The organism is Achromobacter sp. MYb9, assembly GCF_002975275.1.
Taxonomy (GTDB): Bacteria; Pseudomonadota; Gammaproteobacteria; order Burkholderiales; family Burkholderiaceae_B; genus Achromobacter.
Genome location: NZ_PCOQ01000004.1, coordinates 157,308 through 183,837, shown reverse-complemented (window position 1 = coordinate 183,837; position 26,530 = coordinate 157,308). Strand labels below are relative to the sequence as shown.

26 protein-coding genes are annotated in these 26,530 nt (G+C 66.4%); 10 read left to right on the top strand and 16 right to left on the bottom strand.

Annotated elements, in window-relative coordinates:
• Window positions 1–37 precede the first annotated feature (37 nt).
• Window positions 38–1,228 carry a PLP-dependent aspartate aminotransferase family protein gene (locus tag CQ050_RS08995; protein ID WP_105556469.1) on the top strand — a complete coding sequence of 397 codons (1,191 nt, stop codon included), beginning with the start codon at window positions 38–40 and terminating at the stop codon, window positions 1,226–1,228.
• 150 nt (window positions 1,229–1,378) lie between these two features.
• Window positions 1,379–2,551, top strand: a complete 1,173-nt coding sequence (ppk2, locus tag CQ050_RS08990) for a polyphosphate kinase 2 (protein ID WP_105556468.1) — start codon at window positions 1,379–1,381, stop codon at window positions 2,549–2,551.
• 4 nt (window positions 2,552–2,555) lie between these two features.
• On the opposite strand, the gene CQ050_RS08985 is transcribed toward ppk2, so the two are convergent.
• From CQ050_RS08985 to CQ050_RS08965, 5 genes are all read right to left on the bottom strand, one after another.
• Window positions 2,556–2,909 carry a DOPA 4,5-dioxygenase family protein gene (locus CQ050_RS08985; protein WP_105556467.1) on the bottom strand — a complete coding sequence of 118 codons (354 nt, stop codon included), beginning with the start codon at window positions 2,907–2,909 and terminating at the stop codon, window positions 2,556–2,558.
• A gap of 16 nt (window positions 2,910–2,925) precedes the next feature.
• Window positions 2,926–3,282: a translation initiation factor Sui1 gene (locus tag CQ050_RS08980; protein ID WP_105556466.1), complete on the bottom strand. Its 357-nt coding sequence runs from the start codon at window positions 3,280–3,282 to the stop codon at window positions 2,926–2,928.
• Window positions 3,279–3,662 carry an RNA-binding S4 domain-containing protein gene (locus CQ050_RS08975; RefSeq protein WP_105556465.1) on the bottom strand — a complete coding sequence of 128 codons (384 nt, stop codon included), beginning with the start codon at window positions 3,660–3,662 and terminating at the stop codon, window positions 3,279–3,281. Before CQ050_RS08975 ends, CQ050_RS08980 begins: the two co-directional genes overlap by 4 nt.
• Before the next feature lie 147 nt (window positions 3,663–3,809).
• Window positions 3,810–4,799 (bottom strand): tripartite tricarboxylate transporter substrate binding protein, encoded by a 990-nt coding sequence (locus CQ050_RS08970; RefSeq protein WP_105556464.1) that lies wholly within the window; start codon window positions 4,797–4,799, stop codon window positions 3,810–3,812.
• The gene (locus tag CQ050_RS08965) at window positions 4,796–5,632 is read right to left on the bottom strand and encodes an amidohydrolase (RefSeq protein WP_105556463.1); all 837 of its coding nucleotides are present in this window, start codon (window positions 5,630–5,632) and stop codon (window positions 4,796–4,798) included. The genes CQ050_RS08970 and CQ050_RS08965 overlap by 4 nt, the downstream gene beginning before the upstream one ends.
• A gap of 116 nt (window positions 5,633–5,748) precedes the next feature.
• Here CQ050_RS08965 and CQ050_RS08960 point away from each other — a divergent pair, with 116 nt between their 5' ends.
• Both CQ050_RS08960 and CQ050_RS08955 read left to right on the top strand, forming a co-directional pair.
• A complete protein-coding gene (locus CQ050_RS08960; protein WP_105556462.1) occupies window positions 5,749–6,636 on the top strand; it encodes a LysR family transcriptional regulator in 888 nt (295 codons plus the stop codon).
• Window positions 6,637–6,780: 144 nt separating this feature from the next.
• The gene (locus CQ050_RS08955) at window positions 6,781–8,613 is read left to right on the top strand and encodes an ABC transporter ATP-binding protein/permease (RefSeq protein WP_105556461.1); all 1,833 of its coding nucleotides are present in this window, start codon (window positions 6,781–6,783) and stop codon (window positions 8,611–8,613) included.
• A gap of 56 nt (window positions 8,614–8,669) precedes the next feature.
• On the opposite strand, the gene CQ050_RS08950 is transcribed toward CQ050_RS08955, so the two are convergent.
• Window positions 8,670–9,473 carry an aspartate dehydrogenase gene (locus CQ050_RS08950; RefSeq protein WP_105556460.1) on the bottom strand — a complete coding sequence of 268 codons (804 nt, stop codon included), beginning with the start codon at window positions 9,471–9,473 and terminating at the stop codon, window positions 8,670–8,672.
• 139 nt (window positions 9,474–9,612) lie between these two features.
• Here CQ050_RS08950 and CQ050_RS08945 point away from each other — a divergent pair, with 139 nt between their 5' ends.
• Entirely contained in the window at window positions 9,613–10,122 is a 510-nt protein-coding gene (locus CQ050_RS08945) for a GNAT family N-acetyltransferase (protein WP_105556459.1), read from the top strand.
• Window positions 10,123–10,171: 49 nt separating this feature from the next.
• Here CQ050_RS08945 and CQ050_RS08940 read toward each other — a convergent pair whose 3' ends face one another.
• From CQ050_RS08940 to CQ050_RS08915, 6 genes are all read right to left on the bottom strand, one after another.
• On the bottom strand, window positions 10,172–11,560 hold the full coding sequence (locus tag CQ050_RS08940) for an amidohydrolase (RefSeq protein ID WP_105556458.1): 1,389 nt from the start codon (window positions 11,558–11,560) through the stop codon (window positions 10,172–10,174).
• A gap of 142 nt (window positions 11,561–11,702) precedes the next feature.
• On the bottom strand, window positions 11,703–13,202 hold the full coding sequence (locus CQ050_RS08935; RefSeq protein WP_233213903.1) for an MFS transporter: 1,500 nt from the start codon (window positions 13,200–13,202) through the stop codon (window positions 11,703–11,705).
• 84 nt (window positions 13,203–13,286) lie between these two features.
• Window positions 13,287–14,234 carry a tripartite tricarboxylate transporter substrate binding protein gene (locus CQ050_RS08930; RefSeq protein ID WP_105556457.1) on the bottom strand — a complete coding sequence of 316 codons (948 nt, stop codon included), beginning with the start codon at window positions 14,232–14,234 and terminating at the stop codon, window positions 13,287–13,289.
• A 43-nt stretch (window positions 14,235–14,277) separates the two neighbouring features.
• Window positions 14,278–15,558 (bottom strand): carboxylesterase family protein, encoded by a 1,281-nt coding sequence (locus CQ050_RS08925; protein WP_105556456.1) that lies wholly within the window; start codon window positions 15,556–15,558, stop codon window positions 14,278–14,280.
• 158 nt (window positions 15,559–15,716) lie between these two features.
• A complete protein-coding gene (locus CQ050_RS08920) occupies window positions 15,717–16,667 on the bottom strand; it encodes an adenosine deaminase (RefSeq protein ID WP_105556455.1) in 951 nt (316 codons plus the stop codon).
• 44 nt (window positions 16,668–16,711) lie between these two features.
• Window positions 16,712–17,647 (bottom strand): LysR family transcriptional regulator, encoded by a 936-nt coding sequence (locus CQ050_RS08915; protein ID WP_105556454.1) that lies wholly within the window; start codon window positions 17,645–17,647, stop codon window positions 16,712–16,714.
• 157 nt (window positions 17,648–17,804) lie between these two features.
• Between CQ050_RS08915 and CQ050_RS08910 the strand changes: the two genes are divergently transcribed.
• The 5 genes from CQ050_RS08910 to CQ050_RS08890 all read left to right on the top strand — a co-directional run bounded on the left by CQ050_RS08910 (window position 17,805) and on the right by CQ050_RS08890 (window position 22,300).
• Window positions 17,805–18,518 carry a hypothetical protein gene (locus CQ050_RS08910; RefSeq protein WP_105556453.1) on the top strand — a complete coding sequence of 238 codons (714 nt, stop codon included), beginning with the start codon at window positions 17,805–17,807 and terminating at the stop codon, window positions 18,516–18,518.
• 8 nt (window positions 18,519–18,526) lie between these two features.
• Window positions 18,527–19,897, top strand: coding sequence for an MATE family efflux transporter (locus tag CQ050_RS08905; RefSeq protein WP_105556452.1), 1,371 nt, complete (start codon window positions 18,527–18,529; stop codon window positions 19,895–19,897).
• A 74-nt stretch (window positions 19,898–19,971) separates the two neighbouring features.
• The gene (locus CQ050_RS08900) at window positions 19,972–21,519 is read left to right on the top strand and encodes a lytic murein transglycosylase (RefSeq protein ID WP_105556451.1); all 1,548 of its coding nucleotides are present in this window, start codon (window positions 19,972–19,974) and stop codon (window positions 21,517–21,519) included.
• Between the two features lie 7 nt (window positions 21,520–21,526).
• A complete protein-coding gene (locus tag CQ050_RS08895; protein WP_105556450.1) occupies window positions 21,527–22,084 on the top strand; it encodes a GNAT family N-acetyltransferase in 558 nt (185 codons plus the stop codon).
• A gap of 30 nt (window positions 22,085–22,114) precedes the next feature.
• Entirely contained in the window at window positions 22,115–22,300 is a 186-nt protein-coding gene (locus CQ050_RS08890; RefSeq protein WP_105556449.1) for an oxidoreductase-like domain-containing protein, read from the top strand.
• Between the two features lie 79 nt (window positions 22,301–22,379).
• Here CQ050_RS08890 and CQ050_RS08885 read toward each other — a convergent pair whose 3' ends face one another.
• The 4 genes from CQ050_RS08885 to CQ050_RS08870 all read right to left on the bottom strand — a co-directional run bounded on the left by CQ050_RS08885 (window position 22,380) and on the right by CQ050_RS08870 (window position 26,487).
• Entirely contained in the window at window positions 22,380–22,817 is a 438-nt protein-coding gene (locus tag CQ050_RS08885; RefSeq protein ID WP_105556448.1) for an acetyltransferase, read from the bottom strand.
• Window positions 22,818–22,879: 62 nt separating this feature from the next.
• Window positions 22,880–24,619, bottom strand: a complete 1,740-nt coding sequence (locus tag CQ050_RS08880) for a peptidase M14 (RefSeq protein WP_105556447.1) — start codon at window positions 24,617–24,619, stop codon at window positions 22,880–22,882.
• A 69-nt stretch (window positions 24,620–24,688) separates the two neighbouring features.
• Entirely contained in the window at window positions 24,689–25,558 is an 870-nt protein-coding gene (locus CQ050_RS08875) for an ABC transporter permease (RefSeq protein WP_105556446.1), read from the bottom strand.
• Between the two features lie 5 nt (window positions 25,559–25,563).
• Window positions 25,564–26,487, bottom strand: coding sequence for an ABC transporter permease (locus CQ050_RS08870; protein ID WP_105556445.1), 924 nt, complete (start codon window positions 26,485–26,487; stop codon window positions 25,564–25,566).
• Window positions 26,488–26,530: the final 43 nt, after the last annotated feature.

The window sequence follows — 26,530 nt, the reverse complement described above, 5'->3', positions numbered from 1 at the left end:
CAAGGCCTTTGCAATATTCGATGACAGGAGTTCAGTAATGTCCGACACCACTCAGCAAGGTTTCGCCACCCGCGCCATCCACCTGGGTTATGACCCGCTGGAGGAGCAGGGCGCGCTGTCGCCACCGTTGTACCTGACGTCCACTTATACCCAGGACAGCATCGAAGCCTTCGACCAGATCCGCCTGGGCGAAAAGCAGGGCTATGTCTATGGCCGCACGCGCAATCCCACGCAAGCGCTGCTGGAAGAGCGGTTGGCGTCGTTGGAGGGGGCCGAGGCTGCCGTTGTGACGGCCTCCGGCATGGCCGCCATTTCGGCTACCTTGTTTTCGCTGCTGCAAAGCGGCGACGAGATCGTCGTGGACCAGATCGTCTACGGCACCGCGTTCACCTTGTTTTCGCAAGGGCTGAGCCGCTTTGGCATCCACGCCGTCTTCGCCGACTTCACGCGGCCCGAAAGCGTCGCCGCCGCGATCGGCCCCAATACGCGCGCCGTGTATTTCGAAACGCCAGCCAACCCGAACCTGCGGCTGGTCGACATCGCCGCCGTGTCCGCCATCGCGCGCGGCAAGGGCGTGTTGACCATCGTGGACAACACTTTTGCCACCCCGGTACTGCAACGCCCCTTGGCGCATGGCGCCGACATCGTGCTGCATTCCGCCACCAAGTACCTTGGCGGCCACGGTGACCTGCTGGCCGGGGCGGTGGTGGGCAGCAAGGCGCATATCGACGCCATCCGGTTGCAGGGCTTGCGTTACTTCACGGGGGCGACGTTGTCGCCGTTCACCGCCTTCCTGGTGCTGCGCGGCCTGAAGACGCTGGAGTTGCGGGTGCAGCGTCACAGTGAATCCGCCTTGAAGGTGGCCAAGCTGTTGCGCGAACACCGGGCCGTGGCGGACGTGTTCTATCCGGGCCTGGAAGGCACCCCTGGCGAGGACATCGCGCGGCGCCAGCAAGCGCTGGGTGGGGGCTTGGTGGCGTTTGAGTTGAAGGGCGGATTGGCCGCGGGGCGGCAGTTGTTGAACGGCTTGAAGCTGGCGCGCATCGCGGTCAGCCTGGGCGACCCGGAAACGCTGATCCAGCATCCCGCATCCATGACGCACGCCAGTTACTCCGCGGAGGACCGCGAGAAGTACGGCCTGTCCGAAGGGCTCTTGCGCCTGTCCGTAGGGTTGGAAACGCCGGACGACATCCTGGCCGATCTCAAGCAGGGGCTGGACCGGGTATAGGCGGCGGGTTCTGTAAAAGATGTTACAACGTTTGATTCTCGTCAAATCCACGCCACGCCGCGCGAGTTAGGGTTTCGCCTTTGCCTGATGGGCCGCGGTGTGTGACCGGCGGGCGTGGGCCAGGCGATAAGCGCAGCAAGGACAGGATTCATGACAGACAAGACACCGCAAGCCGAACCAGCCGTTCCCGCCGCGCCAGCCAAGCGCGCGGGGACTGCCGCCAAACGCACCGCCAGCACTCGCGGGGGCACGAGTACGGGAACGAGTACGGGCACGAAGACGCGGCGGGCGGCTGCCGTTCCGCCCATCGAACCGGTGGTGCAGGCCCGCAAGCGCGTGGCCGCCCGTGAAGACGCCGCCCGCCAGGAAACCGTATCGGTACTGTCCGATATCGCGCGTCGCTACACGGTTGGCCCTGACGCGCAGGCGCACGAAGCCCTGCGTTCGGTGATCGAAGAACTGTCGCCGGACGACGCTCGCGCCGTGCATCGCGCGCTGCTGGACGCCACGACGCAGGGACCGGCCGGCCGCCGCAACCCCGACGAAGAACTCGCGATTGATTGGCGCGAAGGCATCTATCCGTACCGCCATCGCATGCTGCGTCGCAATTACGAAAAGCAGAAATACCAGTTGCAGGTCGAACTGCTGAAGCTGCAGGCCTGGGTCAAGGCGACCGGCCAGCGCGTCGTGATCCTGTTTGAAGGACGTGACGCGGCGGGCAAGGGCGGCACCATCAAACGCATGATGGAACACTTGAATCCGCGCGGCGCACGCGTGGTCGCACTGGAAAAGCCGTCGGACACGGAAAAAGGCCAGTGGTACTTCCAGCGTTATGTGCAGCACCTGCCCACGGCTGGCGAGATCGTGATGTTCGATCGGTCCTGGTATAACCGCGCCGGCGTGGAACGCGTGATGGGCTTTTGTTCGCAGCAGGAATACCTGGATTTCCTGCGCCAGGTGCCTGATTTTGAACGCCATCTGGTCAGCAGCGGCATCCATCTGGTCAAGTTCTGGTTTTCGGTCAGCCAGGAAGAACAGCGCCGCCGCTTCCTCCAGCGCAAGGTGCATCCGCTCAAGCAATGGAAGCTGAGCCCCGTGGACCTGGCTTCGCTGGACAAGTGGGACGATTACACGCGTGCCAAGGAAGCGATGTTCGCGCACACCGACACGGCGGACGCGCCGTGGATCGTGGTGAAATCCGACTGCAAGAAGCGAGCGCGGCTTAATGCGATGCGCTATATGCTGAGCCGCCTGCCGTACGAAGGCAAAAGCGGCGACGCCGGCATGGCGCTGGATTCGCTGATCGTGGGCCGGGCACTGTAAGCGTTCAGGCGCCCAGTGCCTTCAGGTTCAGGGTGTAGCTGCGTCCGATCCACACGGCGCAGTCGCGATGGTCCCGCAGCGAATCGCCGGTGTTCGGGTGCATGAAGACGTCCAGCACGCCGTGGTTCAGGGTCAGCCAGGTCGTGATCTCGGCGAAATGCGCCGGGGCGAACGCGATCTGGTAGCTCCATTGCGGATGCGGACCCACGGGGCGCTCATGGAAGCGCCCCATCTCCATCTTGCCCTCGAACTGTGCGATCACACGTTCGCGCAGGGCTTGCGCGGCGTCACGGCCGGCGGCGTCGAAATACACGTGGGCGTGCCAGCTGGCAACGCGATCCATGGCGACATCGTTCATGTTCTTCTCTTCAGGTTCAGCCGCCAGCGCGCTTGGCGCGATGGCCGTTTTTCGTCAATGTCTCGATGATCCGGTCGCAGTGGTCTCCCTGCACTTCGATCACCCCGTCCTTCACCGTGCCGCCCGATCCGCACGCGGTGCGCAACTGTTTGCCCAGCACGCCCAAGGCCTCTGGATCCAGCGCCAGCCCCCGCACCACGGTCACGCTCTTGCCGCCGCGGCCCTTGGTTTCGCGCGATACGCGCGCCACGCCGTCGCCTGCGGGCACGGCGGCGGCCTTGCATTGGCATTGGACAAGCGCCTGCCGGCAAACGGGACACATGCGGCCGCTTTCGGTGGAATAGACAAGGCCGCCCGTTGCGCTGCGTTTCATGATTTGCCTCGCATCTGGTCGATCAGCCGGCGGTCGCGCTTGGTTGGGCGCCCGGTTTCGATGCCCAACGCGGGTTCGGGCGCCAGGCGCCGCATTTCGGCCGCGCGCGTGCGGGCCGCGATACTTTCCGGGGTTTCGTCGTACAACAGGCGGGCCGTCGGTGCCGGGCCACGCACGCCGCTCACCGCGACGACGCGCACATGCAGCGCCGGATCCTCTTTGCGGATGGTGATCAGGTCGCCGGGGGCGACTTCGCGCGACGGTTTGGCGGGCTGGTCGTTCACGGATACGCGGCCTCGGCCGATCTCTTGCACCGCCAGGCTGCGCGTCTTGTAGAAGCGGGCGGCCCAAAGCCACTTGTCGAGTCGAATCTTGTCCATCTTGCCTGTCCCTGCGTAAATCTGCTTCAAGCCATGATGATAGCCGCGCCGCCGTGGCCGCGCCCGGCAAAAAAAAGCGGCGCCCTTTCGAGCGCCGCAAGTCCGGCTATCCGGCAACCGGGCCTGGCGGCTCGGCAGTACTCATACTCAATCCAGCTTCAGGCCGGCTTCCTTCACCACCCGTTGCCATTTGGCGATTTCGGCGCGGCGGAATGTGTCCAGTTCGGCAGGCGTCGAGCCAATGGGTTCCGCACCAATGCCGGCCAGCTGCTCGGCAATCGCGGGGTCCTTCAGCACCTTGGCCAGCGCTTGCGATACCCGGTCCACGATGGCGGGCGGCGTGCCGGCGGGCGCGAACACCGCGTTCCATTCATACGTCTCGTAGCCCGGTACGCCCGATTCGGCGATGGTCGGCAGGTCGGGGGCGGTCTTGGAGCGTTCCAGGCCGCCGACGGCCACGGCGCGCAGCTTGCCGTTCTTCACGTGCTGCCAGGCCGAACCCATGCTGGCGAACATGACCGGCACCTGGCCGGACATGACGTCGATCATGGCAGGGCCACCGCCCTTGTAGGCCACATGCTGCAACTGCGTCTTGGCCAGCAGGTTGAACAGTTCGCCAGCCAGATGCTGCGCCGAACCGGGGCCGGCCGACGCGAAATACACCGCGTCCTTGGCGCCGGGCTGACCCAGCTTGATCAGGTCGGCCACCGTCTTGACTTCATACGACGGCGTGACGACCAGCACGTTCGGCACGCGCAGCAGCAGGGAGACGGGCGCAAACGCGGTCAGCGTGTCGAACTGCATTTTGGAATGCAGGGCGGGGTTCTGCGCGTGGTTGGAGGCATCCAGCATCAAGGTGTAGCCGTCAGGCTGCGCCTTGGCCACGACCGCGCCGCCAATCATGCCGCCGGCGCCACCCCGGTTTTCAATCACGACGGGTTGACCGAGTTCGGCGGCCAGCTTGGGCCCGATCAAGCGAGCCACCACGTCAACGGTGCCGCCTGGCGGATAGGTCACGACGAGTGTGACGGCGCGTTCGGGGTACGCGGCGGACGCTGCGCCCGCGGCGCTGCCCAACAGGGCGGCGGCCATCAGCAGGGCGCCGCGGCGCGCCACGCGTTTGATCAGAGGGGTCATGGGTTGTCTCCTTGGAATTGGAATAGCTGCAACGGCGTGCCGGAAAGGACGGCGCGCCGTTGCGTCGGATCGTCGATCCAGGCGTCCAGCCATTGCGTCGCCGCAGGATAGGACGCCAGGTGCCGATGTTCGGTGTGGGGCCAGTCGCTGCCCCACATCAGGCGATCAGCGGAATAGGCGGTTAGCAGCTGGCCTGCGGCCTGCCGACCAGAGGCGGCGCAGTCCGCCGCCGGCCAGTTGCGGTAGGGGGCGGACAGCTTGACCCACACGCGGCCGCTGTCGGCCTGTTGCAGCAGGTATTGGAAACCGGGGTCGGCCACACCCAGCGCCGGGTCCGGGCGGCCGAAATGGTCCACGACCACGCGGCAGCCGGCGGCGAGCAGCGCGGGCAGCACATCCGGCAGCCGAGCCGCCTGCAGATGGACTTCCACATGCCAGCCCAGCGCGTTCACGCGGGCAAGCAGTGTCTGCCAGCCGGAGGCGGCAAGGTCGGGCACGGGCAGCCCGATCAGGTTCAGCCGCATGCCCACGACGCCGGCATCGGCCAGGGCCTGCAATTCGGCGTCGGCGATGCCGGGTGCCACCACCACCACGCCGCGCAGGCGGTCAGGCGCGGCGCGCAGGGCCTCAAGCAGGTAGCGGTTGTCGGTGCCCAGGAAGCTGGGTTGCACCAGCACGCCGTGACGCAGCCCGTGCGTGTCCAGCAACGCCAGGTAATCCGCCAGCGTGGCGTCGTAGTCAGGGGTGTGGCGGCGCGTGTCGGCCAGCGCCAGCCCTTGCTGGAATACGTGCGCGTGGGTGTCGACGGCGGCGCCGGTCGCGAGGGGGGGCAATGCGGTCTCCTGTTTTGTGCACGGGCGTGGCCCGCGCTGTTCTATAAGCCGGGATTCTAAGAAGTCGGGGTATAGTTTTCTATTGTAGAAAAGCGCTTTTTATATATTGGAACGATATGGAAACGCGACACTTGCGTTACTTCCTGGCGGTCGTGGACCATGGCAGCGTCAGCCGGGCGTCGGAATGGCTGGGAATCGCGCAGCCCGCGTTGAGCCAGGCGCTGGGCCGCATGGAAAAGGATCTGGGCGTGCGTCTCTTCGAGCGCTCGCGCCAAGGCGCCGCGCCCACGCCCGCTGCCCTGGCCATCCTGGAAGACGTGCGGACCAGCGTGGCGCGTATCGACGCGGCGGCGCAGCGGGCGCGCGAGATCGGGCGGGGCAGTGCCGGGCAGTTGACGGTGGGCCTGGTGTCATCGGCCTTGTTCGACACCTTGCCGCGCGCGCTGCGCGAAATGCGGCGGCAAGCGCCGGGCGTGCGCGTGATCTTGCGAGAGATGAGCAACGCCGAACAGGCCGAGGCGCTGCAAACCGGCGAGATCGATATCGGGCTGATGCACACGCCCGTCGCCGTGGGTGGGCGCATGCGTGAAAGGCAGTTGCTGCGCGACCGTCTGGTGGCCGCGGTTCCGGACGAGTTCGTCGTGGCGGAAGACGGGCAGGTGTCGATGGCGCAAATCGCGCAAGCGGGCCTGGTGATGTATCCGCAGGCGCAATTGCCGGCGTTCTACGCGGGCATCCTGGACGCAATGCGCAAGGGCGGGCACGATGTCCAGGTGGCGCAGGAAGCCAACCGGACGCTGACCGTCCTGTCTTGCGTGGCGGGCGGATGCGGGGTGGCGCTCTTGCCCAGCTGGATCCGGACGATGAATTTTGGCGGCGTGCGTTTCTGCGAAGTACGCGACGGCCAGCGTCTGCCCAGCTTCGACCTCAGCGCGATCTGGCCCGCGCGTTCGGTGCCCACGCTGGCCGACCTGTTCGCCAATCTTGACCTTGGTCCGCGCTGATCCTGCACGCAATCTTCGCCAGCCTTTCACTGCGCATTCAGCGGCGCTTTCAGAACGCTTAAGCCAGGCTTAAAACGGCATTTTCTTCGGAACCCGGCCCCGCCGTCCCGTCTAACCAGGAATGGCTTTTTCGGGGGCTTGCCCATGGATCTGAACTGGCAACAGCAATTGGCGGAAAGCGCGCTGTGGCTTGCGCGCGCGTTTGGCATCACGGCCGTCGCGACCGCGCTGATGGCGGTGGCGCTGGCGCGAACGACCGACTGGGGCCGCAAGTTCTGGCGCCTGGCATGGCCGTACCTCACGCCACGGCGCAGTTGGCGGCCCTTGTTGACGCTGGCGCTATTGCTGTTCCTGGCGATGGCCGCGGTGCGCATGACCGTGCTGTTCTCATTTTGGTACAACGGCTTCTATAGCGCGCTGCAAGCGCTGGATCCCACCGCCTTCTGGCGCTTCCTGGGCATCTTCTCGATACTGGCCTCCGTGCACGTCGTGCGTGCGCTTGCCGACAGTTATGTCGGCCAGTCATTCGATATCCATTGGCGCGTGTGGTTGAACGACCGCCTCACGCGCGACTGGCTTGGCGCCAGCGCGTACTACCGCGGGCACTTCGTGGATGCGCCCGTCGATAACCCTGATCAACGCATCGAGCAGGACATCGCGATGTTCGTCACCGGCTCGCGCACCCTGGCCATCGGCGCGCTCAGCGCGGTGGTGTCGCTGGTGGCGTTCACCGGCATCCTGTGGGGCCTGTCCGGCCCATTGTCGGTCGGGGGCATCGATATCCCGCGCGCCATGGTGTTCGTGGTCTTCCTGTATGTGATCGTCGCGACGTGGTTCGCCTTCAAGATCGGCCGTCCGTTGATCCAGCTGAATTTCCTGTCGGAACGGCTGACCGCCAACTTCCGCTACGCGCTGGTCCGTTTGCGCGAAAACGCCGAAAACATCGCGTTCTATCAAGGCGAAGCGGCAGAGCGCGCGACGTTGTGGACGCGGTTTGCGGCCTACATCGCGAACCTCTGGGCGCGGGTCTACCGGGGCTTGAAGTTCGACGGCTTCAATTTGTCGGTCAGCCAGGTTGCGGTGGTCTTCCCCTTCATTCTGCAGGCGCCACGTTTCTTTAGCGGCGCGATCAAGCTGGGTGATGTGATGCAGACCTCGCAGGCGTTCGGCCAGGTGCAGGATGCGCTGTCGTTCTTCCGGACGTCCTACGACACCTTTGCGCAATACCGCGCCACGCTGGACCGCCTGAATGGATTCCTGGATGCGAACGAAGCGGCGCGCGGGTTGCCGGCAGTGCAAACCGAGCCGTGGCGGGATGGCTTGGAGATCGATGGCGTCACGGTGACGCGTCCTGACGGCAGCATGCTGCTGCACCAATTGCATCTGCGGTTGCGCCCGGGGCAGACCTTGTTGATCAAGGGGCCGTCGGGCAGCGGCAAGACGACCTTGTTGCGGGCGTTGGCCGGGTTGTGGCCTTATGCGCAAGGCCGGGTGCGGCGGCCCGAAGGCGCATCGGCGTTGTTCCTGTCGCAGCGGCCCTATCTGCCGCTGGGCGATCTGCGGGGCGCCGTGGCCTACCCGGGGCAGGCGCAGCCGCAGGACGACGCGCGCCTGGCCGACGCATTGCGGCACGTCAATCTGGGGCATTTGGCCGGTCGCCTGGACGAGGTCGCGGACTGGTCCCGCATCCTGTCCCTGGGTGAACAGCAGCGCGTGGCGTTTGCCCGGGTACTGTTCAATCGGCCGGCCATCGTGTTCCTGGACGAAGCCACTTCGGCAACCGACGAAGGGCTGGAGCACATGCTGTACAGCCTGTTGCGCCGTGCTCTGCCAGACTGCATGCTGGTCAGCGTGGGCCATCGCAGCACGCTGGACCCGTTCCACACGCATCGGCTGGCGCTGGACGGCGAGGGCGGTTGGGCGGTGGAACCCATGGCGCCGCCGGCCGACAGCGCGGCCTTGCGCGCCGCGGCCTGATGGACCGACCCGCTTGACCCACCGGGCCGGGCGGCAAAGATGGGGCTGCGCGCCGTTCAGGTGCCCATGCGCAGCGGGCCGGTCAGCTTGCGCAGCGCGGCGACCACGCTTTGTGCCGTGATGCGGCCTGTCTTGGGGTTCGCCGAGGGAATGTTCTGGATTTCCATCGAGAACGATGCCGAATCCGAGACGACTTCCACGCGGTGGATATTGCGTTCCAGCGACGGGTCGGCCCAGATCTCCAGCGTGGTGCGGTCGGGCCCGATACCCGCCAGCGACACGCTGACGGCCACGTTCAGGTTGGCCGGAAAGCCCACCGCGGCCTCGCGTGGCGAACCGCGGAAGATCAGGCGCGGTTCGGTGATGTCGGCGATGTCGATGTTGTTGTCGGTCAGGTAAGGCGCGCCCAGCAGGCCGCGCACGGGTTTGCGCGTGATCATCGTGACGGAATGGATGACGCCTTCGGCGGCCGCCGTGATGGCGTCCAGCCCCAGGATGGCGCCCGACGGCACGATGATCTGGCCATGATGCTGGCGCGCCAGTTCGATCAGGTCGTCGTGGCGCAGCAGGGCGCCGGAGCTCAGCACCACCATCTTCTTGCCGTTGCGCAGCACGGGTTCGGCGATGTCGCGGAACACGGCGGCGGGCGCGCATTCCACGACCACGTCGCAATGCTCGTGCAAGGCGTCAAGGGTGGTGAAGACCGGCGCCGCGTGGGTCCATGCGAAGGCGGGCGGGGCCTTGGGGTCGCGCACGGCGACGGCGGCCAAGGTCAGGCCGGGCACGCCGGCGTCCAGGGATTGCGCCACGGCTTGGCCGATGGCGCCGAAGCCGGCGATGCCGACGCGGTAGCTGTTCATAAGAGTCCTGAAGGGCGGGAAAAAGCGCCGAGGAAGGCGCGGGCTGCCGGCCACTGTAGCCACCGTGCCGACGGGCGTCAATGCGCAATGGCCGTCAGGGGCGGCTACACTTTCAGCTCGATTCCATGGGAGCCCGGGCATGCAGATCCTGCCGGAAACGCCGGAAGACCACGACGCCATTTTCACGTTGACGCAAGCTGCGTTCAAAGACCATCTTCATAGCCAGCAGACCGAAGGCTACATCACCCACGCGCTGCGCGAGGCAGGCGCGTTGACGCTGTCGCTGGTGGCGCGGGCCAATGCACAGGTCGTGGGGCACATTGCGTTTTCTCCCGTCCGGATCAGCGACGGATCGCCGGATTGGTACGGGTTGGGACCGGTCGCGGTGCTGCCTGACTGGCAGGGTCGTGGCATCGGCAGGGCGTTGATCCGGGCCGGTCTGGACCGCCTGAAGGCGATGGGCGCGGCGGGCTGCGTGGTGTTGGGCGACCCGGCGTATTACCGGCGTTTCGGATTTGAGCCGACGCCCACGCTGACGTATCCCGGCGTGCCGCCGGAGTACTTCATGGCGCAGGCATTCACGCGCCCGGCGCAAGGCCGGGTCGCGTATCACCAGGGGTTTGACGCCACCGCGCAGGCGGACCGCTGAAGCACATGGCGGACCTGCGGGCGGGCTTCACGCCCGCCTGCCGTACTGCTTAGCTGCCTTTCTGCGCGCGGGCCATGTAGTCGATGGTCAGGTTCGACAAGGCGCGCACGCCGTTGATCAGGCCTGATTCATCCACGTAGAAGCGCGGCGAGTGATTGGGGGCGGCCTTTTCCACGTCGGTGCCTTTGGGCGTCACGCCCAGATAGAAGAACATGCCCGGCACCTTTTCCTGATAAAACGAAAAGTCTTCCGACGCCGTGGATTTCGGTTGCAGGCCATAGTTGCCTTCGCCCGCCACGCGGCGCAAGGTGGAACCCATCTGCTCGGTCAGCGCCGGGTTGTTGACGGTGGCGTTGTAGAGTTCGACCACGCGCACGTCGGCCTTCGCGCCGGCGCTTTGCGCGATCATCTCGGCGGTGCGGGTGATGCGTTGATGGATGTCCTTCTTCATGCCTTCGTCATAGGTGCGGATGGTGCCCGTCATGGCGACGTTGTCCGGCACGATGTTCATGCGGTTGCCGCCGTGGATGGCGCCCACGGTGATGACGGCAGGCTCCAGCATGCTGTTGATCTGGCGGCTGGGAATGGTCTGCAAGCCCAGGATGATCTGGGAACTGACGACGATGGGGTCGATGCCCGACCAGGGGCGCGCGCCGTGCGTCTGCTTGCCGGTGACGTCGATCCAGAACTGGTCGGCGGCAGCCATGGCCGGGCCGCTGCGCCACGACAGCCAGCCGGCCGGATACGCGCTGGACACGTGCAAGCCGAAGATGGCGTCCACCTTGGGATTTTCCAGCACGCCTTCCTGCACCATCATCTTGGCGCCCCAGATCTTCTTGCCGTCCGGTTCGAAGTCCGCCGGGCTTTCCTCGGCGGGCTGGAAAATGAACTTCACACTGCCCGGCAACTGGTCTTTCATGCCGGCCAGGACTTCGGCGGTGGCCATCAGAATCGCGGTGTGGGTGTCGTGGCCGCAGGCGTGCATCACGTCCACGTCTTTGCCCAGATAAGTGCCCTTGGCCTTCGACGCGAAGGGCACGTCCACTTGCTCCTTGACGGGCAGGGCATCCATGTCGGCGCGCAGCGCCACGACCGGCCCGGGTTTGCCTCCCTTGAGCACGGCAACGACGCCCGTTCCTGCCACGCCGGTCTTCACGTCCATGCCCAGCGCGCGCAGATGATCCGCCACGAGCTTCGCGGTACGCGTTTCCTGGTTGCCCAGTTCGGGATGCTGATGGATGTCGCGGCGCCAGGCGATGAGCTTGTCTTCGATCGCTTTCGCGCGCTGCTCGATCTGTTCGGACAGCGCGGCGTTGGGCGCGGGCGGCAACGGACCTTGCGTGCCGGGCGCGCTTTGGGCCGCCGCGAGGCCGGCCATCAGCAGATGGGCGGCGAGCGCCAGCGGGGCCAGCCGGAATAACGTCTTACGCGATTGCATGGTCTTCTCCTCGTGGTTGTTAACCTGTTATTGGATGAGGATCTTACCCAAGCGCCGCGCGGCCGGCAGCTTTGTTACGGATGCTTAAAATCACCGCCGTTTGATTCCGGGAGGTGGAATTCCGGGCGCCGGAATCAGGCGTTCAAACGGTGTGCAGCGCGGGCTTGGCGCCGCGCGCGACGGCCCATAGCAACACCGCCGTCAATACGGATGCGGCGCCCGCGATCAGCATCGCGGTGTGGAAACCGCTGGCCAGCGCGTCGGCGAACCCGGCGGCGATGCCTGACGGTTGGGCAGGCATGACATGCCGCGTGACGGCGGCGCGCGCCACGCCCGGCGCATCGGCCACGCCCATGCCTGCCAACGTGCGGGTGAACGCGTCTATTGCGCGACCGCTCATTAATGCGCCCAGCAACGCGATGCCTATCGTCATGCCGGTCTGGCGCAGCGCGTTCATGGTGGCGGACGCCATGCCCGAACGCGCGCGCGGCACCGTCGCCATGACGGCCATGCTGGTCGACGGCACGGCCAGCCCCATGCCCAGGCCCAGCATCACCATCAGCGATCCGGTCTCGAACCAGGGCGTATGCGCGTCGAATTGCATCATGCCCAGCATGGCGGCGCCAATCAGGCCGTAGCCGGCGATCATCAGCCGGGGCAGGCCGAAGCGCAGGTTCAGGCGGCCGAACACCGTCGATACCAGCCCGGTCGCGATGAACTGCGGCGCCAGCCGCCACCCGGTGTCCAGTGGCGACAAGCCTTGCACGTGCTGCAGATACAGCGAAAAGAAAAACAAACTGCTATAGCCCGAAAAGCCCAGCACAAACGAGGCGAAGTTGGTTGTCGCGAAGCCGGCATCGCGGAACAGGCGCAGCGGCAGCAAGGGCCGCGCCGCGCGGTGTTCGACCACCAGGAAGGCTGCCAGCCCCGCCGCCGCCACGCACAACGAGGCCACGGCGTCCGTGGCATTCCAGCCGTGTTCGCCCGCCGCGATCAGGCCATAGGTCAGCGCGCCCAGCCAGACCACGCTAAGTGCCTGGCCCGCAGGGTCGAAGGCGGCGTGTTCGGGGTCCGCGCTTTCCTGGATGCCCCACGCACCCAGGGCGATGGCCAACGCACCCACCGGCAGGTTGATCAGGAAGATGCTCTGCCAGCTGAAATGCGCCACCAGCAGGCCGCCCAACATCGGCCCCACGATCAGCGAGATCGCATTGCACGATGCCCACACGCCGATCGCCTGTGCGCGCGCTTTTGGGTCCGGAAAGGCCTGTGTCAGCAGCGACAGCGCGCCGGGGATCAGCAAGGCGCCCGCCACGCCTTGCACGGCGCGCCCGATCAGCAGCACGGGCAGGCTGCCCGCCCATCCGCAGATTGCGGAGCCGGCCGTGAACAACAGCACGCCCGCCAACCAGGAACGCTTGCGGCCATAGCGGTCGCCCAGGGGGCCCGCCGACAGCATCAAGGCGGACAGGAACAACGCGTAGGCGTCCACTACCCACTGCAGGCCCGCCATGTCGATCTGCAGCGCGGCCTGCATGGTGGGCAACGCCACGTTGACGATGCTGATGTCCAGGATGGTGATGAAGCTGCCCAGGTTGACGGCAACGGCAAGGGCGCGGCGGCGCGAGGGCGACATGGGCATGAAAGCGGAACCGGTGGCGAAAAAGCCATTCTAGTTATCGACCGACCGTCGGTCAATTGAAAAGAACGCATTCTCGATACCGATCTATTGCAGCTTGATGCCCAGCTCCTTGATCAGCGGCGCCATGTCCGCGCGGTCCGCCTTGATGGTCGCTGCCAGTGCTTCCGGCGAACTGCCGATCGGGATCATGCCCAGCGTGTCCATCTGGGTCTGCATCGCGGGGTCTTTCAAAATGTCGGACACCGCCTTCTGGATAAACGCCACGCGCTCTGTCGGCACGCCGGCGGGCGCCATCAAGCCGATCCAGGGTTGCGGCGCGTAGTCCAGGCCGGACTCTTTCAGCGTGGGCGTGCCGGGCAGGCCACGAAAGCGTTCGGGGCTGGTGATGGCGATGGCGCGCAGGCGGCCGCTGTCTATCAGGCCCTTGGCGCTGGACGGCGCATCCAGGCCCACATCCAGTTGGCCGCCGATCAGGTCGTTCTGTGTTTTACCGGACGAAGACGACGGCACGTAAAGGGCCTTGATGCCGGCGCGCCGGGCGGTCTGTTCCCACACCAGATGAAAGGCCGTGCCGATGGAGAACGACCCCACGCTCAGGTTGCGCGCCTTGCTTTCGCGCACGAAGTCTTCCCAGGTCTTGATCGGGCTGTCCTTGGACACGATGAAGAGGAACGGCGTGCGGGCCACCAGCGAGATCGGCTGCAGGTCCTTTTGCGTGTCGAAAGGCAGCGCATCCACCGCGAATGGCACGATCGTGACGGTGGATGCCACCACCATGCCCAGCGTGTAGCCGTCGGGCGCGGACTTGACCAGGGCGCTGGTGCTGATGATGCCGGAGGCGCCCGGCCGATTCTCCACCACCACCGGCTGCCCCCAGGCGGCGCCCAGTTTGCTGGCCAGCACGCGCAGCATGACATCCACCGGGCCGCCGGGCGGGTTGGACACGATGATCTTCACGGGTTTGTCGGGATAGGTGGCCGAAGCGGCAAGTGGCGCCAGCAGCGCAAGTGCCAGCGCGGTGTGCTTGAACATGGAATTTCCCCTTGTGTTGTAGGTGGGCGCGGCGGTCGCGTGCTCAGGCCAGGATGTGCTGGTGCGGCGCCATCGGCCAGCTGGGCGCTTCGCCGCGGATGAACGCGATCCACGCTTGCTGCGTCTGCTGCGTGAGCTGGGACGCCTGCGCCTCGGGCAATCCCGCCAGCATCGGGGCGGCGGCATAGGCGCCGATGGTGCCGAACACGAACGGCAGTTCGATGCAATGGCAGGCCCCGAAGCGCGCCGTGGGCGCCACGTCGAAGCGCGCCAGCCAGGCTTGCCGGCCACTTGCCACGGCGTCCCGGGCCCATTGACGGGAAGGCGCGCCGAAGACCTCCTCGCCGGCTTGCTGGCCGGCCGCATCGGACGCGTTGACCATGTGGCCGGGAAAGGCCGCCATTTCGTCGCGGGTATAGGTCACCAGCACATCCGCGCGGGACGCCGCCCGTTGCAGCGCGGGCGCGATGTCGTGCGGCAGCACCTGGCCGTCCAGCACGGGGCAGAACTGGCTGCGGCTGCTGCCTTCGGCGCGCAGCGCGTCCTGCACGGCGGGCGCCTGCTGGGCCGCCAGCAGGGCAGCCACGGGCAGGCCACGTGCCGCGTCCAGCGATTCGGCGCCGGCAGCGTGTAAAAACGCCTGGCCCAGCGCGTCGGCTTGCGCGGCGCTGCGAAAGCCCCGGCCCAGCGCCGCGCTTTGCAGAATGGCGCGCGAGAAACGGGGCTGTCGCGCCAGCATCGCGCAAATCGACGACGCCCCTGCCGATTGGCCCATGACCGTGATCCGCTCGGGGTCGCCGCCCAGGTCCTGGATGTTCTCCAGCACCCAGTCGATCGCCATCTCCTGGTCCAGCAGGCCGACGTTTGCGGTTTGTCCGGGTACATACAGCCAGCCCAGCGCGGCCAGCCGGTAGTTGACGGCCACGACCACCAGGTCGCCTCGGGCCGCAAGATGTGATCCGTCGTACCAATCCAGCGCGCCGCCGCCGCTTTGCCAGGCACCGCCATGCAGCCACACCACCACGGGCCGTCGCGCGGCGTCCGCGCCAGGCGTCCATACGGTCAGGTGCAGGCAGTCTTCGGATTGGGGCGCGTCGAAATCGCCCATGGCGCCGCGTAGCCGCGAAGGCAGTTGCGGCGCGACGGGCCCGGCGCGCGTGGCATCGAGGTGGCCGCGCCATGCGGCGGGCTGCGGCGGCGCGAAGCGCAGGCTGCCCACGGGAGGCTGCGCATAGGGAATGGCGCGATAGCAGCAGATGCCGCCTGCCTCGCGCTCGCCAGTCAGCGTGCCGGCCTGCAGCACCGCTTGGACGGGTTGATTCATATCCTGCCCCTTGCATCGTTGTCGTGCGGCCGGTGCCGGAAGGCGCCGTAACCGTGGGGCTATGGTAGGGAAGATCGGAGCAGGGCAGCCATGCCGGTTTTGAACATTGCCATGCGGATCCCGCATGGCCTGGGTGCCGCCTGGTTTTTTAGCGCCGCCTAGTTGGCGATGCGCGCGTCCAGGCTGTTGTCAGCCAGGGCTTGCGCCTGCGCACGGGTCATGCCCAGATGCTCGTACAGCGCGTGGAAGTTCTCGTTGACGTAGCCGCCGAAATAAGCCGGGTCGTCGGAGTTGACCGTGACCTTCACGCCCGCGTCCAGCAGCGACAGGATGTTGTGGTCGCGCATGTGGTCAAACACGCGCAACCGCGTGTTGGACAGCGGGCAGACGGTCAGGGGGATTTGTTCATCGATCAGGCGGGCGATCAGTTCAGGGTCTTCGGCGGCGCGCACGCCGTGGTCGATGCGTCGCACCTTCAACAGATCCAGCGCTTCCCAGATGTATTCGGGCGGACCTTCCTCGCCCGCGTGGGCCACGGCCGGCAGACCTTCGGCGCGGGCGCGGTCGAACACGCGCTGGAACAGGCGCGGCGGAAAGCCCATTTCGCTGCTGTCCAGTCCCACCGCGATGAAGGCGTCGCGAAAGGGCAGCGCGTCTTCCAGCGTCCGCATGGCCTGCGCTTCGGGCAGGTGGCGCAGAAAGCTGAGGATCAGGCCGCTGGTCACGCCCAGTTGTTTGCGGCCGTCTTCCAGCGCCTGGCGAATGCCGTTAAGCACGACGGCGAACGGTACGCCGCGGTCGGTGTGGGTCTGGGGGTCGAAGAACGGTTCGGTATGCACCACATTCTGTTCGCGGCACTTCAGCAGATAGGCCCAGGTCAGGTCGTAGAAATCCTGTTCCGTGCGCAGCACGTCGGCGCCCAGGTAGTACAGGTCAAGGAATTCCTGAAGATTGCCGTATTGATACGCGCCGCGCAGGGCATCGATGTCGGGCCAGGGCAAGGCCACGCCGTTGCGTTGCGCCAGCCGGAACAGCAGCTCGGGTTCCAGCGAGCCTTCCAGGTGCAGGTGCAGTTCGGCCTTGGGCAGTGCGTTGAGCCAGTCGTACATGGATGCTCCGATAAAAAAGGGTGATGCGAATTCCGGGTCTGCGGCTAGGCGGCCAGCGCGATGTCGTCCGCCTGGATGGCTTGCTTGACCTGCTCGGCGAAGGCGCGCGCCTGTCGCGTGCTGGGGCGGTCTCGGCGCCAGATCGCGGCCAGGGGTGATTTTCCGATGGCGGGGCGCGCCGGCAGCACGATAAGTTCTCCCCGGGCCTGCCGGACCGCGGCCACGCTGCCCGGCAGCATCCACAGATACTGGCCGTCCAGCAGCATCTCGCGGCCGAACTCCAGCGACAGGGCGCCGATCATATCCGGAATCGCCAAGCCGGCGTTGCGCAAGGACATCTCCAATTCGCCTCGTATGCGGCTACCCGGCAACGCCGTGATCCACGGATAGGCCACATAGTCCGCCAGCGTGGCGTCCGCCCGTCCGGCCAGCGGATGCCCAATGGCGCAGCCCAGCACCACCGGGTCTTCCAGCAAGGTGGTGGACCGGTAGATCTGCGGGTTGACGGTGGAAGAGAAGCGGCTGATCAGCACGTCCAGGCCGCCGGCATCCAGGTCTTCGATCAGGCGTTCGTGCGTGCCGATTTCGATGGTCAGCGTAATGCGGGGATAGGCCTGGCGGAAGGCCCGCGCGGCTTGCGCCACCGGCCAGCCGGCAAACATCGAAAAACACCCCACGGTCAGGCTGCCTTCGTCGCCGCGCGACATCGCGGCCAGGTCGATCTCGGCTTTGCGAAAGTCGGTCAGCAGCAGGCGCGCATGGCGGCACATGGCGTCGCCAAGCGGCGTGCACGTCGTGCCTTTGGCCGTCCGCTCGAACAGGCGGGCGCCCACCAGCTCTTCGATTTCGGCGATGGCGCGGGACAGGCCGGATTGCGTGCTGTGCAACTGTGCCGCTGCTTTGGACAAATTGCCCAGTTCAGCGACGGTCAGCACGATTTCCAGGTGCCGGATACGGAGTTTGCCTCGGAAGGGTGTCATGGCGCGGGCGGGAAGCGATGGGCCGATTATTCCCCTGCGTCAGGCGCTTGGCAACGGCGCTGCGGGATTCGGATATAGTTCGTCGCCAGACACAACAATGAATACGGGGCGGCCGCCAGTGGGAGTTACCCGAAAGCTGGCAAGCAAGGAGACAGCCATGAATGCAACGGGACTGGGCGCGCGACGAATGATGCGGCTTGCGGCGGCGGGGTTGGCGACGCTGGCGTTGAGCGCGTGCGGCGTCTCCAAGGTGGACGAGGTCTCCGTCAAATGGCCGCCATTTCGGGACGGCACGCCCGTGGTGCTGCCGTCGGATCCGGCGCAATGCCCGGACCTGACGGGCACGTACCGCGCGCAAGGCGAGTACCGCTCGGGCGACCGCGAAACGAAGTCGCTCGCCGACCTTCGCAATTTCCTGTACTACCCGCTGGACCTTCAGGGCATGCACGACAACCTGCTGCCGGAATGGCAGTCGACCTCCGCGGCCACCGTGGCGTTCGCGCCCGCTGCTGGCGGATGGGCCGTGCTGGCCCTGGACGGGCGCGGGGCCCGGTCGGCCGCGCACCTGCCTTTGCTGAATGGCGCGCAAGATCCCGCCGCGTTGACTCACGACGCCAGGCCTGGCGTGCCTGACGGCATCCGGCGCCACACGGGTTGCGCGCAGGGCCGGCTGTGGGTCAGCGTGCGGCATGACTGGCGCCAGTACGAATCCATGGGCGTGCGGCGGCATGTGGCGTTGTTTCGCCCCGAAGCCGGCGGCTTGCTGGTGACCGTGCGGCGCGAGTCCGATTCCATCGGCATGCTGCCCTGGTATTCCAACGAAAGCAGCGTGTTCCAGTACTGGTTCGCCAACCTGCCCGCGGCACGGTAGGCCGCGCCTTGGCCACCGTCACTCGCGCCGCCGCCCCGCGCGCCCGCTTCATCTCCGGGCCCTTGGGCCCCCACGTCCTGGAAATGATCCTCACCGGCTGGGCCAGCATGCTGGCCGTCTTCGCGGTGGAGTTTCTGTCGCTGCTGTACCTGGGCACGCTGAAGGATGAAGCCGTGCTGGGCGCAGTGGGGTTCGGGTCGATGACGCAGTTCACGATCACGGCAGTCTGCATCGGCGTCACGGTAGGCGGCGCCGCGCAGGTGTCGCGCGCGCTGGGGGCCGGCAATGCGCCGCGTGCGCGTACCCTGGCCGGAGCGTCGCTGATCTTGATGGCGGCGGCGGGAGTCGCGGCCGGCGCGGTGTTCCTGGCGGCGATCGGGCCGTTCACCGCCGCCATCGGGTTGGCAGAAGACGTGCGCGCGCACTTGCTGTCGTACGTGTTGATCACCACGCCCTTCGCCGTGATGATGGGTATCGGCATGATGCTGTCCAACCTGCTGCGCGCCGCCGGCCGCGGCCGCCAGTCCATGTGGGTACTGCTGGCGGGCACCGCCACGGTGGCGGTGCTGGATCCCATCGTCATCTTCGTGCTGGACGGCGGCATGGAAGGCATCGCGTGGGCGAGCGGCGTGGGCCGTCTGGCGACGGTGGCACTGGGCGCATGGCTGGTGTTCCGCACGCATCGCCTGGTGGCGTGGCCCGTGTTGCGCACGTTGCGGGCCGACCTGGCCGCCATCGGCAAGATCGCCTTGCCCGCCGCGCTGACCACGCTGGCGACGCCGGCGGCGGTGATCTTCACCGCGTCCACCTATGCCAGCTTCGGCCCCAGCGTCATGGCGGGCGCCACGGTAGTGGACCGCTTGCTGCAACTGGCCTATTCGCTGTTCTTCGTGCTGCCGGGCGCCATGGGCCCCATTCTTGGGCAAAACCTGGGCTCGGGGCAATGGGACCGTGTGAAACAGACCGTAAGGCTGACATCGCGATGGGCCCTGTGCTATGGGTTTGCCGCCGCCATCGTGCTGGCGGTGCTTGCGCCCTGGGTGCCGGACGTGTTCCAGGTCACCGGCCCGGGGCGCGACCTGATCATCTTCTTCTGCCGCTACGGCAGTTTCGCCTGGGCGGTGAACAGCCTGTTCTTCGTGTCGATCGCCGTGTTCAACAACCTGGGCTACGCCACGTATTCCACGGTCATCGGCTGGCTGCGCGCTACCTTGGGCACCTTGCCGTTCGTGTGGCTGGGCGCGCATTACGGCGGCCCCGAGGGGGTGATGCTGGGGCAGACCTTGGGGTTTGCCCTGTTCAGCGTGATCGCCATGGTGGTCTGCCTGCGGGTGTTGCGCGAGCCGCCGGTCGCGCCAATAAGCAGGCCGGCCGCCTAGCACCGCGCTTGCGGTTCGATTTCGGCGGCTGGTCGCGGTACGATCCCGGCTGACTTCGATTTTTCAGGATTACCATGCGTTCGCGTTCCTCAGGCCCTCGAATCGATACCTTTTCCCGCGCCTTGCTGGCCGCCGCCGTGATGGCGGCTACCGCCGGCGCCGCGCAAGCGCAATCTCCCGAGTCGGCTACGGGCTCGCGCGCCCAGTCGCCCGCCCCGGCGCCGGTGCAACCGACCTTGACGCCGAAGCGCACGTTTGATGACGTGACCGCCGCGCAAGCCGCCGGACAGAAACCGGCCGCCGCCCCGGCTCCCGCCGTGTCACCCCCCCCTGCGGCGGCGCCAGCCACGACCGCCGAGCCGGCCGCAACGGCGACGGTGATGCCCGCCGCCGCGCCGGCTGCCGCGCCCACGGTCATTGTGCCGACCGAGCTGGACACCAAGGCTTGCATCGCGAAGCTGCGCAAGGGCGCGGCCGCCAACGGCCTGACCGTCGCCGACTGGGACAAGTACACCGCCAACGCCAAGCTGCTGCCCACGACCGTGGCGTCCGCCAAGGGCCAGCCGGAAGGGCGCGAAAGCTGGTGGGACTACATCGCCAAGACCGTGGACGATGAACGCGTCAACGACGGCCGCGCCGTAATGAAAAAGGTGGGCCCGCAACTGGCTGCGATCGGCCAGCAGTATCAAGTGGATCCGGCCACGCTCGTCGCCATCTTCGGCATCGAAACCAACTATGGCCGCCAGATCGGCAAGACCGACGTGCTGAACGCCTGGTTGACCCGTGCCTGCACCGAAAACAAGACCCTGTGGGAAAAGAACGCCTACGCGTCGGTGCGTCTGCTGCGTGACGGCACGGTGCCTGCGGATAGTTTCGTGGGGTCCTGGAGCGGCGCCTTCGGCATGACGCAGTTCATCCCGACGTCGTTCTATGAACTGGCCGCGGACGGCGACGGCGACGGCCGCATCGACCTCTACAACTCGCTGCCCGATGCGCTGGCGTCCACCGCCAGCCATTTGCGCAAGCGTCGCGCCAAATGGACACACGGTCTGCCGGCCGTCGTGGAAGTGCGTGTGCCGGCTGAACTGGCCGCCGCCATCCCGCCCGAACCCGACGCTGAATACGTGGGTTCGCAAGACCGTCGCACGATCGCGCAGTGGGCCCAGGCCGGCCTGAAACAGGGCGACGGCTCCGTGCTGAAGCTGCCCTCGGGCAACGACGAGCAGGCCTATCTGTTCGCGCCCACCGGCGCCAAGGGTCCGGTGTTCCTGGCCACGGTCAACTTTGACGCCATCCTGCATTACAACCAGTCGCGCCGCTACGGCCTGGCGGTGTCGCTGCTGCTGAACCGCTTGCAGGGCGGCCCCGCTATCGTGGCCGCGTGGCCGACGGATGATCCCGGCCTGTCGCGGGCCGAGATCAAACAGCTGCAGGAAGACCTCTACGGTCGTGGCTACGACATCGGCGTGGCGGATGGCATTCCGGGCGCCAAGACCCGCGACGCGGTGCGTGCCGAGCAAGAGCGCCGCAATCTGCCGCAGGACGGCCGCGTGGGCAAGCGCATCCTGGATGTCCTGAAGGCCGATCCGCCGGTGGCGGCGCGGGCGCTCTCGCCCAAGTGAGCGCCCCATGCCGCATGCCGTGTTCCCCGATGCCTTCCTGACCCTCCGTCTGCGCGCACAGCGCATGCGGCAGGGTCACCTGCCGTTCATCACCGACATGCACGCCGACGCCGGCCTGATGCAGACGATGGGCGGCACGCGTGACGCCGCCGCCAGTCGGCTGTATGTGGCGCAAAACGTCGCGCATTGGTTGGAGTATGGCTACGGCATGTACGTGCTCGAGGACCGCTACACCGGCGCGATGGCCGGCCGCGCCGGCCTCAAGTACACGGTCTCCGGCGATCAAGGCGCCATCGAACTCGCCTACGCGTTCGTTCCTGATTGCTGGGGGCGGGGCTATGCGGGCGAGATCGCGGCGGCGTTGATCGAAATGGGGTTCGAATTGCTGCCGGTGGATGTGCTGTCGGCCGTGGCGCTGCGATCGAACGCGGCGTCGCGCCGCGTCATGGAAAAGGCCGGCTTGCAGTATGTGGGTGAAACGTCCGGCGACGATGCCAGCGCCAAGGTCCGCTACGAAATCCGCCGCATGCAATGGCGCTCGGCGCATGCGCAAGCAAGCGCCTGAGAGCCGGCGGATCGGCGCTAACATTGCGTCATGAGCACCCCGATAATTCCCGAAGACCCCGACCCGCAGCCTGTCCCCCCAGAGCGCCCCGCGCCCGAGGAATGCTGCAACAGCGGTTGCATCCCCTGCGTCTATGATCGTTACGAAGAAGCCATGGAAAACTACCGCGATGCGCTGAAAGCGTGGCGCGCCCGTCACGAGCCACCGCATCCGTAGAAAAGGTGAAGCGCGAGGGGCCGGCGGCAAGAATGGCGACGCCTGGCCGCGCAACCCATCAAGCGGCGGTTGCGCCCCGTTAGCCCGCCAGCTTCATGTGGATGATCGGAAACGGGCGGCCCGCATCGTCTTGGGCCGAGCGGCCCGTGTCTTCGAAGCCGTAGTGCTTGTAGAAGCCATGCGCCTGCGGGTTCTGCTCGTTCACGTCGACCAGCAGGGTGCCGTGCAGCGACCGCGCGAAGTTCAGCAGGCGGCGGCCGGCGCCCTTGCCGCGCTTGTTGGCGTCCACGAACAGCATTTCCACCTTGTTGCCGGACAGGCCCATGAAACCGGCGAGTTCGCCGGCATCGTCCTCGCAGACCCACACGCGCACCGACGGCAGGTAGGTGTTGAGCACCTGCGGGTACATGGCCTGAATCTCTTTCTCGGTCAGGAAGGAATGCGTGGCCCGCACCGAACGGAGCCAGATGTCCGCCAGGACCAGATCGTCGCCGTGATTGCGTTCTCGGATATTCATTTTCTTATTGATTCTGTTTGTCAAAGGCGCCGCGGTCCTTCGCCGCCACGCCTTCATGTTTCCTACAGCCCTGAACGATACAGCTCGGTAGCCGCCAGGACGGTTTCCATCTGCACAGTATGCGCGAAAACAAAACGGTCTCCGTAGACGGTTTCATCCGGAAACTCCGAGATCAGCGCCAGGGGCAGTTCTTCGCGATCGCTTTCCGTGATCTGCACCGGAATGCCGTTCAGCACGTCAAAGCCGGATTCAAGCGCGTGCGCATGAAACAGTTCCAGCTGGCGCGCATTGAATTCAACCAGCCCCGGCACAGTGCGAGCCAAGCGGGCCGTCACGCCTTCGATCAGGCGGTGCGCGCGTTCGCTCCAGCCTGGATGGTGGCGCAGCACCAGGAAAAAACCCTTCGGCACGGTCCACAGTTCGAAATTTCGGGGCAGATAACCCGACAGCGGACGGGTCCATTCATGCGCGGGATAGCCATGCAGATTGATATGCAGCTGCGCGCCGCTGATCGCATGCGCCTGGTGGCGGCCATCGCGTTCGAAGAAGGGCGCGTGTTCGCGGTACGCGATGTCGTCGCCCAACGCGCTGTAGCGCGACGCGTGCAGCATGTGGCGCGGATGATGTTCGCGCAGGCGGTTGAACAGCGCGTAGCCGTCGGGGTTTTCGGCGGCGATCAGCGCGAAATGCGCGTTGCCGTGGGCGGCCAGCGTCTGCGCGGCGCGCAGGGCGCCCACCACGCCAGATGTCTCGTTGGCGTGCTGCGCGCCTGAAATGAAGACCGCCGGCCCGGGGCCGCGCACGTACGTGCCCAGTACCGGGCGGCCCTGGCGCGACACGGCCTGAAACGCGTCGCCGCCGAACGCCGCCATGCAGCCGGCGATCTGACCGGCGGTCAAGGGTTCGCGGCGCTGGGCCAGCGGGGCGTCAAGCGGCGAGGCGACGACAGGGGCCGGCGCCTCGAACGGTTCAACGGAAATCTGCACACGCGCCGCGCCGTCATGACGACGGATATCGGGGATGATCTGGCCGGGCTGCAGGCCGCGGTCGCCGGAGGGGCGGCCGGAGTGGTGCTGGAAATGTTCCAGCAATGAAAAATACACGTCTTCGTGCAGCGCTTCGAACGTGCTGATGATCTCTTCGTCCAGCGGCAGGGCAAAGTCCATGCCTGGCAGGTCGACGCGGATTTCCAGGCGGTCGAAGTACGGTTCGTGCGTGCCCCACGCGTGGTTGCGCACGGTATCGACGATGCTGCGGAACACTTGCTGATATTCAGTGGCTTGGGCGGCATCGGCCTGGACCTGGCCTTCGGCGTCGCGCACGCGCAGCCAGCCGGTGGGCGATAGTTCGGGCTTGCCGTCCTGGGTCTGGCCCAACTGGTTGGGGGCGAAGACGCGCGCGTCCACCTTGCGCCCGTCGGCATAGGTCAGGGCGACGTCGTAGTGCAGGTCCGACGCGCCGGGTTGCATGACCACGTGCACGCCCTCCATCAGGGCTACCAGCGGATAGGCTTCCAGCGTGAAGCGCTTGGCCTGGGCATGCTCGTGCAGCGGATAACGCACCAGGGCGGACACCAGCCCTTCGCGGTCGACCTCTTCCAGGAAGAAGTGCACCAACGGCTTGTAGGCGCTACGAAACCGCGCAGTGACGCCCGCCTGTGCCAGCCGCGCCTCGGCCGCCCGTCGGGCCTCCACGCCTTCAAACAACCAACCTTCCACGACCGCGCCGCGCCAGGCGGGAGCCATGTAGGCGTGCGTCCAGGCGTCCAGCGTGCGGTCGAATGTTTTTTCCAGCAAAGACATGCTTTCAATTCCTTCGGTGTTCTTTCGTCATCCGGTAATGGGAAAAATGCCCCTTGCGGGGCATTTGCCTTACACCTTACCGGTGGGATCCAGGCGGTCCCGCAACCAGTCGCCAAGCAGGTTCAAGCCCAGCACGGTCAGCATGATCGCCAGGCCGGGGAAGACGCTGACCCACCATGCGGTCTGCATGTAGGTGCGGCCATCGGCAAGCATACCTCCCCAGCTGGGGATCATGGGATCCACGCCCAGGCCCAGGAAGGTCAGGCTGCTTTCCAGCAGGATGTTGTTGGCCACGTTGAGCGTCATCAGGATTACCAGCGGGCCCAGCAGGTTGGGCACGATGTGGTGGCGGATCATGGCCAGGTCGCGCACGCCGAACGCGCGGGCGGCCAGCACGAACTCGCGTTCACGCAGCGCCAGCACTTGCGCCCGGACCAGGCGCGCATATTGCACCCATTGCGACACGATCATGAAGAAGATCACGTTGTACAAGCCGCCGCCCAGGATGGCGATGAACGTGATGGCCACCAGGATGAAGGGCAGCGCCAGCTGCACGTCCGCGAAGCGCATGACGATCATGTCCCAGAAGCCGCGGTAGTAGCCGGCGATGAGGCCCATGATGATGCCCAGCAACGCGCCGCCGAGCACGGACGCAAAGCCCACCATCAGCGAAATCTTGCCGCCGACGATCACGCGGGCCAGCACGTCGCGGCCCAGCGGATCGGTGCCGAACGGATGGGCGGCGGACGAGAAGGGCGCCATCAGGCGGGCGGCCAGGTCCATGGATTCGCCGCCATCCGGGAACAGCCAGCCGGAGCTGAGCACCAGCAGGACCATGACACCGGTGAGCAGCGCGCCCAGCACGAATTCCAGGGAACGGTAGCGGCTGCGCGGCTTGAAAGGCTTGGGAGCGGCCGCGGTGGGGGTGGTTGTCTGCATAAGGCTTACCGCGTGCGGATACGGGGATCGACGATGCCGTAGGCGATGTCGACGATCAGGTTGACCAGGACGATGACGGTGGCCAGCACGGTGACCGTGCCCTGCAGCACCGGGTAGTCGCGCCCGGAAATGGCGTCGAACGCCAGGGTGCCCAGACCGGGCCAGTTGAACACCATCTCGATGACGACGATGCCGCCGATCAAGCCGCCGAACTGCAGGCCCAGATAGGTGATCAGCGGAATCGCGCAATTGCGCAGCGCATGCTTGTACAGCACCACGCGTTCCTTCAGGCCCTTGCTGCGCGCCACCATGATGTACTGCGCCGACAGCGTTTCCAGCATCGTGGTGCGAACCAGGCGGATATTGGTGGCGCTGAGGATGATGGCCATCGTCAAGGACGGCAGGATCAGGCTGGCGGGCCCGCTCCAGCCCGAAGGCGGCAGCAGCGGGAACGTGATCGACAGCAGCAGGACCAGCATTAGCGCCAGCCAGAAGTTGGGGAATGACAACCCCACCAGCGACAGGATGCGGATGGCCTGGTCGGTTGCCTTGCCGCGCTTGATGGCCGCCTGGATGCCCAGGGGCAAAGAGATCAGGATCGAGAAGATCAGCGACGTGAAGGCCAGCATCAGGGTGGCGGGCAGGGCGTCGCCGATCAGCTTGGCGACCGACGTGCCGCCCATGAAGCTGCGGCCGAAGTCGCCATGCAGGAGGCCCTGCATATAAGACAGATATTGCTCGTGGAACGGCCGGTTCAGGCCCAGCGCCTGGCGGATATTGGCCAGGTCTTGTTCGGTGACGCTGCCCGATCCCTGGCTGAGCATCAGCGCGGGGTCGCCGGTCAGGCGCACGGCATACGAGACAAGCAGCGTCACGGCGACGATCACGAAGACCGCCTGCAACACGCGTTTAATGAGAAATCCGGTCATAAGGCGCCGCTCCGGCTTGCACCGGAGAGGGTCGGTAATGTTA

What these genes read in the sequence shown, in the direction of transcription:
- CQ050_RS08980 (WP_105556466.1), bottom strand. Translation starts at nt 3,282, where the DNA reads ATGAAACGCAGCGCAACGGGCGGCCTTGTCTATTCCACCGAAAGCGGC.
- CQ050_RS08875 (WP_105556446.1), bottom strand. Translation starts at nt 25,558, where the DNA reads ATGCAGACAACCACCCCCACCGCGGCCGCTCCCAAGCCTTTCAAGCCG.
- ppk2 (WP_105556468.1), top strand. Translation starts at nt 1,379, where the DNA reads ATGACAGACAAGACACCGCAAGCCGAACCAGCCGTTCCCGCCGCGCCA.
- CQ050_RS08895 (WP_105556450.1), top strand. Translation starts at nt 21,527, where the DNA reads ATGCCGCATGCCGTGTTCCCCGATGCCTTCCTGACCCTCCGTCTGCGC.
- CQ050_RS08985 (WP_105556467.1), bottom strand. Translation starts at nt 2,909, where the DNA reads ATGAACGATGTCGCCATGGATCGCGTTGCCAGCTGGCACGCCCACGTG.
- CQ050_RS08945 (WP_105556459.1), top strand. Translation starts at nt 9,613, where the DNA reads ATGCAGATCCTGCCGGAAACGCCGGAAGACCACGACGCCATTTTCACG.
- CQ050_RS08870 (WP_105556445.1), bottom strand. Translation starts at nt 26,487, where the DNA reads ATGACCGGATTTCTCATTAAACGCGTGTTGCAGGCGGTCTTCGTGATC.
- CQ050_RS08955 (WP_105556461.1), top strand. Translation starts at nt 6,781, where the DNA reads ATGGATCTGAACTGGCAACAGCAATTGGCGGAAAGCGCGCTGTGGCTT.
- CQ050_RS08970 (WP_105556464.1), bottom strand. Translation starts at nt 4,799, where the DNA reads ATGACCCCTCTGATCAAACGCGTGGCGCGCCGCGGCGCCCTGCTGATG.
- CQ050_RS08950 (WP_105556460.1), bottom strand. Translation starts at nt 9,473, where the DNA reads ATGAACAGCTACCGCGTCGGCATCGCCGGCTTCGGCGCCATCGGCCAA.
- CQ050_RS08920 (WP_105556455.1), bottom strand. Translation starts at nt 16,667, where the DNA reads ATGTACGACTGGCTCAACGCACTGCCCAAGGCCGAACTGCACCTGCAC.
- CQ050_RS08975 (WP_105556465.1), bottom strand. Translation starts at nt 3,662, where the DNA reads ATGGACAAGATTCGACTCGACAAGTGGCTTTGGGCCGCCCGCTTCTAC.
- CQ050_RS08995 (WP_105556469.1), top strand. Translation starts at nt 38, where the DNA reads ATGTCCGACACCACTCAGCAAGGTTTCGCCACCCGCGCCATCCACCTG.
- CQ050_RS08960 (WP_105556462.1), top strand. Translation starts at nt 5,749, where the DNA reads ATGGAAACGCGACACTTGCGTTACTTCCTGGCGGTCGTGGACCATGGC.
- CQ050_RS08900 (WP_105556451.1), top strand. Translation starts at nt 19,972, where the DNA reads ATGCGTTCGCGTTCCTCAGGCCCTCGAATCGATACCTTTTCCCGCGCC.
- CQ050_RS08940 (WP_105556458.1), bottom strand. Translation starts at nt 11,560, where the DNA reads ATGCAATCGCGTAAGACGTTATTCCGGCTGGCCCCGCTGGCGCTCGCC.
- CQ050_RS08890 (WP_105556449.1), top strand. Translation starts at nt 22,115, where the DNA reads ATGAGCACCCCGATAATTCCCGAAGACCCCGACCCGCAGCCTGTCCCC.
- CQ050_RS08880 (WP_105556447.1), bottom strand. Translation starts at nt 24,619, where the DNA reads ATGTCTTTGCTGGAAAAAACATTCGACCGCACGCTGGACGCCTGGACG.
- CQ050_RS08930 (WP_105556457.1), bottom strand. Translation starts at nt 14,234, where the DNA reads ATGTTCAAGCACACCGCGCTGGCACTTGCGCTGCTGGCGCCACTTGCC.
- CQ050_RS08925 (WP_105556456.1), bottom strand. Translation starts at nt 15,558, where the DNA reads ATGAATCAACCCGTCCAAGCGGTGCTGCAGGCCGGCACGCTGACTGGC.
- CQ050_RS08885 (WP_105556448.1), bottom strand. Translation starts at nt 22,817, where the DNA reads ATGAATATCCGAGAACGCAATCACGGCGACGATCTGGTCCTGGCGGAC.
- CQ050_RS08935 (WP_233213903.1), bottom strand. Translation starts at nt 13,202, where the DNA reads ATGCCCATGTCGCCCTCGCGCCGCCGCGCCCTTGCCGTTGCCGTCAAC.
- CQ050_RS08915 (WP_105556454.1), bottom strand. Translation starts at nt 17,647, where the DNA reads ATGACACCCTTCCGAGGCAAACTCCGTATCCGGCACCTGGAAATCGTG.
- CQ050_RS08910 (WP_105556453.1), top strand. Translation starts at nt 17,805, where the DNA reads ATGAATGCAACGGGACTGGGCGCGCGACGAATGATGCGGCTTGCGGCG.